Origin of the sequence: Arthrobacter sp. H5 (genome assembly GCF_000520595.1) — a bacterium.
GTDB lineage: Bacteria > Actinomycetota > Actinomycetes > Actinomycetales > Micrococcaceae > Arthrobacter_D.
The window spans coordinates 34,236-40,140 of record NZ_KI915006.1; the positions used below are offsets into that span (position 1 = coordinate 34,236).

The window sequence follows — 5,905 nt, forward strand, 5'->3', positions numbered from 1 at the left end:
GCCGCAACCGCCCGCCATAACGAGCTGATGGTCCGGCAGGAAGAGTCAGTGACCACCCCCGAAGCCACCCTGATCCTCGATCAGCGGCAAACAAGTTTTGGATCCGGTTTCCTCTCGGCCTTCGGCGCGGACCGTGACGCGGACGGCACCGGCCTTCTCTCCTCGCCCACCTTCGAATGGGCCGTGGTGGCCGCCATGTCCATCAGCGCCCATCTACTGGAGCGGAACTACGCCCTGCGCTTCATCGACGAAACCGGTGCACCGGCCATGACGCGCTCCGTGTCCGTCTCCTGGCCCGAGGATGAGGAATTCCAGGGGCAAAGCGGCCTCCACAACATTTCCGAGGGGCTCGCTGCCCTTGAGCTTGTCCCCGATCCGTCCAAGCGATCAGCGTCAGCCAAGGCGCGCAGGACACTGCGCAGGCAGAGCACGACGACGGCGGCGAACACCCAGCATGCCGCACCGTTTGGCGACCCGATGCTGGACAAACTTGCCGCGTACAAGAACCGTGGGCCGCTGATCGCAGTGGTGGGTGTGCTGACGGAAATCGAAGCCCGGGAGCTTGCCCCCGCAGCGGAATACGGGTCGCATTCCTTCGCGATGATCGTCACCGAACGTCCGCGCGATTCCCATGCCGCCATGGACATCCTTCGTGCGGCCGGCTGGCACGCGGTTGCTGTAACCGCCAACGCATCCTTGCCGTCCGCCTGGAGCTACTTCGATGCGCCGTCGGGATCGATCACGTCCTCCACAGCCAAAACCACATTCAACGGTGCGGTGGGTGCACGCAGATGACCACCACCCTGTCCCCTCCAGCCTCCTCGGCAGAGCGTCTCAGTCCTGACCAGGGCGGTGCCCGTCCCCGCAGCCACTGGCACCTGCTGATCAGCCTTGCCTCATTTGCGGCGGTCATGCTCACGTCCTTCAGCCTCAACAACGTAATTTTCGGGTGGACCTGGTTCACGCCGGTTGGGGTGACGGTGGGAACAGCACTGTTCTTTATGGCACTGGCACGGGTGGTACGTCTTCCCGCTGTGTTTCCGCCAGTGATCGGCGTCCTTGCACTGGGCGGCTCATTGATGTGGCAGTTCTTTCCCGGTCAGAGCAATTTTGGGGTTTTCCCCGGCGAGGGCTTTACCGGGCGGTTCAAGGTTCTGCTGGGACAGGCCGAGAACACCGTGGTGTCACAGGTGGCACCGGTCCTCCCCGGCGTCGGAATCTTCCTGGTGACCTGTGCGGGAATTGGGCTGATCGCCATCCTGGTGGACACGATGGCCAACACCCTGCGGATGCCAGCCACCGCCGGACTGGCACTGTTGGCAATCCTGGTGGTTTCCGCCGTCGTGCGCCTGAACAGCGTGGGTGTACCCGCCTTCCTGGCCGCCGTTGCGGGCTATCTGCTGCTATTGGGCTGTGCCCAGTGGCGCGAGGCGCGCCACGAGTCCGCCGCAAGCCGCGAACTGTCCGGCGGGCATCTCTCCAGGGGTCTGACCATTGGTGCGGTGGCTTTGACGGTTTCGGTGATTCTGCCGTTGGTTATTCCGGGGTTCAACTCGGGGGCGTTTCCGCAGGGTGCGCGGGTCAACCTGTGGGGAACGGCGTCGGGCCTGAATCCGATTGTCACGCTGGGAAATGATCTCCGGAATCCCACCGGATTTGGCCGGATTACCTACGCGACTAACGCCGACAGACCGCTCTACCTGCGCTCGGTGACGTTGGAGGATTTCAGCGGGCAACGGTGGGAACCGGATCAACGGCTGGCCGACCGCGTGGACAACGTCAACGAGATGGGAACGGAGCCGGTCCGCGCTGCCATTGACAGCGGCGAGAATGTCATCACCAGAATCAGTGCGGACACGTTCACCAGCCCCTGGCTGCTGGCGCCCTACGCACCGGTGGGTATTGAAAGCCTGGACGGACGGTGGACCTGGGATCCCGCGAATCTGAGCATTCTCGCTGCTGACGGAGGTTCAACCGCGCAGCAGGAATATGTGGTGCGCAGCGCGGAACCCGTGTTGACGAGGGAACGCCTTGAAAGGATTCCTCCGGTGGCCGAGGGTGCCGTCTCGCCGAGCTTTCTTGAGCTTCCTGAAGACACACCTGGCATCATCAGGGATGTCGCAGCATCGCTGACCGGTGAGATTGCCAATCCGTATGACAAGGCGATCGCCATTCAGACCTACCTGCGCGGGCCTGAATTTATCTACTCGATCGACGCGCCGGTGGATGGCGGGTATGACGGCAACAGCCTCGATGTGATGGCGCGCTTCCTGGAATCCAAGTCCGGCTACTGCGTGCACTATGCGGGCACCATGGCCGTCCTGGCACGCCTCGCAGGAATTCCCAGCAGGGTTGCGGTAGGTTATTCGCCCGGGACAGCCACCGGTGAAACCGTCGAAGGTCCGGGCGGTGCCGCGTTGACGGAGTTCTCCGTGAACTCGAAGGACGCCCACGCCTGGCCCGAGTTGTATTTCGAAGGTGTTGGGTGGGTGCAGTTTGAACCGACACCGTCACGCGGCGTGGTGCCGGACTATGCGCTGGCCGAAGTTGCGCCGGGCGCTCCCCCGGTCAATCCGGGCAACCTGAATCCCAGTGCCGGACCGGTTCCGCCGTCAATGGTCACGCCCTCACCGGAGGCTCCGGAAGCCGGCGGCGGCGAGAGCGCTGAGGCCACCTCCCAGCGGACGTGGGTGCTGGGGACGAGCCTGGTAATCGTCGTCGTGCTGGTGGCGTTTGCGCCGCTGATGCTGCGGACGCTGCGCACCAACAACCGGCGTCGGAAGGTGGCTGCACTATCCCAGGGCGCCGGTACTGCCACCATCACGTGGGCGGAGACCACGGAGATCGCCGGTGACTACGGTTTCCCGGCGGAGGCTACTGACACGCCGCGGACGTTTGAGAACCGGCTGCGTCGTGACTCGTCGCTGTCGGATTCGGAGTCGGAATCTCTGACGCGGCTGAGGCGGGCCTACGAGGTGGAGGAGTATTCGGGTCACCGGTCCTCAACTGGTCCGGCGGCTGTGTGCTGGGAGGATGTCGAGGCCGTGACGAGCGCACTGCGGAAAGCGGCGCCCTTTGGCGTGAGGGTGATGGCCACAGTGCTGCCGCGATCACTGTGGAAGAAGTTTCAGGCTCAGGGCATCGACGGCGGGACCTCGCTGTGGACGGATACCCGGACCAAGGCCTGAGGGGTCCCCGGTGGTCGACCAAAGCCGCCCGGCGCCCCCGGTGGTCGACCAAAGCCGCTTGCGGCTGCGTGGAGACCCGACAAGCCCCCGCGCCCGCCTCAGGCCGTTCCGGGTTTGAGCCTGATGCGGACGGCGATTCCGGCGCAGAGAATCACGGCAAGTCCCCCGACAACCGTGGTGATGGTCAGGGTTTCTCCCAGCAGCATTGCCGCCCAGCAGATACTCAGCACGGGCTGAACCAGCTGGATCTGGCTGACCTTCGCCATTGGGCCGATGGCAAGTCCGCGGTACCAGGCAAAGAATCCCAGGAACATGCTCACCACCCCAAGGTAGGCCAGGGACGCCCACTGGATTGGAGTGCCCGAGGGCGGTTGCCCGATTATTGATAGCACGGTCAGCAGCACCATCAGGGGCGAGGCCAGAACCAGCGCCCATGACACGGTCTGCCAGGCGCCAAGTTCGCGGGCCAGCAGACCGCCCTCGGCATATCCGAAGGCGGCAGCGATCACTGCGCCAAGGAGCAGAAAATCGGCCCAGCTGAGCTGTCCTAGCCCGCCCGACTGGACAACAGCGAAGGCAAGAGCAGCCACCACGCCCACCCCTGTGGCTACCCAGAAAGCTGTCGGAGGGTGCTCCCTCCCCGGGCGCACCGCCACGATGGCTGTGGCGGCGGGAAGCAGCGCGATCACAACCGCCGCGTGACTCGCGTCTGCGGTGGTCAGTGCGAAAGTGGTCAGAAGCGGGAACCCCACAACAATTCCACCGGCAACGACGGCGAGCCGCGCCCAGTGCACTCTGTGGGGGAAGCACTGCCGGGTGATCAGGAGGGCAGCCGCAGCCAGGACAGCTGCCACCACCGCGCGTGCCGAACCGATGAACAGTGGCGACAGGCCCTCCACAGCGATCCGGGTCAGGGGCACGGTGAAAGAAAATGCGGCTACTCCCAGAAGGCCCCACCACAATCCGGTGGATGGTACCGACGAAAGCGGTGGTTTCACATCGACAGTAGCGCTACTCTTGACTCTCATGAGCAACGATAGCAGTTCGCAGATAGTCACGGGGCTGAGAGATTGGATTGTGAAGGCTCCGCCTGGATCCCGTTTGCCTTCGACCCGCGCACTGGTTGCCGAGCACAGCGCCAGTCCCGTCACCGTACAGAAAGCGCTGCGCATTCTCGCGGCACAGGGTCTCATCGATAGCAGGCCAGGGGTCGGGACCTTTGTGCGTGCACTCCGGACAGCGCAACCGTCGGACTATGGCTGGCAGAGCGCGGCATTGCGCTCGCCCCAGTTTCCTGCTCGGCCAGTCTCAACGGCGATGCGCAGCGCGCCGAATGATGTTATTGCGTTCCACTCGGGCTATCCGGACAGGGAGCTCCTGCCGGAACGTCTGGTCCGGGCGGCACTCGCCCGGGCTTCCCGAGGTGACGCTGCTCTGTCGAGGCCGCCCGCCGCCGGTGTTCCCGAACTGCAGTCCTGGTTTGCGCATGAACTGCGTACCGCCACTCCTGCAGGGTTCGCCCCACCCACGCCCAGCGACGTCGTCGTCGTGCCTGGAAGCCAGAGTGGGCTGAGCTCTGTTTTCCGGGCACTGGCCGGGGGCAGCCAACCGGTGCTGATGGAATCGCCGACGTACTGGGGGGCCATTTTGGCTGCGTCGCACGCCGGTGCTGACGTTGTCCCTGTTCCCAGCGGGCCCGATGGGCCTGACCCGGTGGAGCTGGCGCGGGCGTTCGAAGAGACCGGTGCGCGGTTGTTTTATGCACAGCCGAACTATGCGAATCCCACCGGGGCGCAGTGGTCGCATCAACGGGGTGAGGAGGTGTTGGAGATTGTTCGGCGGCATGGTGCGTTTCTCATTGAGGATGACTGGGCGCATGACTTCGGAATCAGCACATCCGCGGTTCCACTCGCCGCGCGTGAAGACTCGGGGCATGTCATTTACCTTCGCTCATTGACCAAGAGCGTATCGCCGGCCATCCGTGTTGCTGCGGTGATAGTCCGTGGTCCGGCACGGGATCGGATTCTGACTGACAGAGGAGCGGAGTCGATGTATGTCAGCGGTGTCATGCAGGCGGCAGCGCTTGACACCGTCACGCAACCTGGGTGGCAGACCCACCTGCGTGCGCTGCGCCATCAGCTTCAGTCCCGTAGGGATCTGCTGGCGGCCAGTCTTCGGCAGCATGCGCCGCAGGTCCACGTTGCTCATGTGCCTCATGGAGGGTTGAACCTGTGGGCGCGGCTCCCTGACGGGACGGAGGTGGACCGGTTTGTTCGCGAATGCGAGTCGGCTGGAGTGATCATTGCCGCTGGTTCCGAATGGTTTCCGGCAGAGCCCGCGGGGCCGTTTGTGCGACTCAACTATGCCGGACCCAATCCCGGAGCATTCGAAGAGGGTGCACGGGTGCTCGGGTCAATCCTCGGTGACCGACCAAATGCGCGCTAGTGGGCATGTCTGCAAGTTCGTCGGGGGTCAGACTGCTTGGTCGTTGTGCTGGTCGATTCGGCGGAGGAATGCGTTGAGGTCGATACGGCTGTAGCGCCAGTCGAACGGGCTCGCGGTGGCGTTGTAGCGGTCTTGGAAGGCCAGGATCCGTGTGGCGAGGTCGGCGAGGTTCGCGAAGTCGGTGGGGCTGATGGCTTTGCGTTGCAGGATGGAGAAGTAGATCTCTACCTGGTTGAGCCAGGACGCGTGCACCGGTAGATGTACGAGGGTGG

At 64.2% G+C, this 5,905-nt stretch carries 4 protein-coding genes and 1 pseudogene; 3 read left to right on the forward strand and 2 right to left on the reverse strand.

All coding sequences use genetic code 11. The features are described from left to right. Together Y708_RS28535 and Y708_RS25440 are read left to right on the forward strand one after the other, a co-directional pair. Positions 1-795 (forward strand): DUF58 domain-containing protein (locus tag Y708_RS28535; RefSeq protein WP_035776536.1); only part of this gene is annotated, 795 nt, incomplete at its 5' end. Beyond that, positions 792-3,188 (forward strand): transglutaminase TgpA family protein, encoded by a 2,397-nt coding sequence (locus Y708_RS25440; RefSeq protein ID WP_051479038.1) that lies wholly within the window; start codon positions 792-794, stop codon positions 3,186-3,188. The genes Y708_RS28535 and Y708_RS25440, both read left to right, overlap by 4 nt. Before the next feature lie 98 nt (positions 3,189-3,286). On the opposite strand, the gene Y708_RS0115085 is transcribed toward Y708_RS25440, so the two are convergent. Further along, positions 3,287-4,216 carry a DMT family transporter gene (locus Y708_RS0115085; protein ID WP_035776537.1) on the reverse strand — a complete coding sequence of 310 codons (930 nt, stop codon included), beginning with the start codon at positions 4,214-4,216 and terminating at the stop codon, positions 3,287-3,289. Here Y708_RS0115085 and Y708_RS0115090 point away from each other — a divergent pair. Then, positions 4,215-5,633 carry an aminotransferase-like domain-containing protein gene (locus Y708_RS0115090; RefSeq protein ID WP_028280569.1) on the forward strand — a complete coding sequence of 473 codons (1,419 nt, stop codon included), beginning with the start codon at positions 4,215-4,217 and terminating at the stop codon, positions 5,631-5,633. The genes Y708_RS0115085 and Y708_RS0115090 overlap by 2 nt on opposite strands. A gap of 27 nt (positions 5,634-5,660) precedes the next feature. On the opposite strand, the pseudogene Y708_RS29940 reads toward Y708_RS0115090, so the two are convergent. Beyond that, positions 5,661-5,905, reverse strand: a pseudogene (locus Y708_RS29940) (hypothetical protein); the annotation flags it as partial.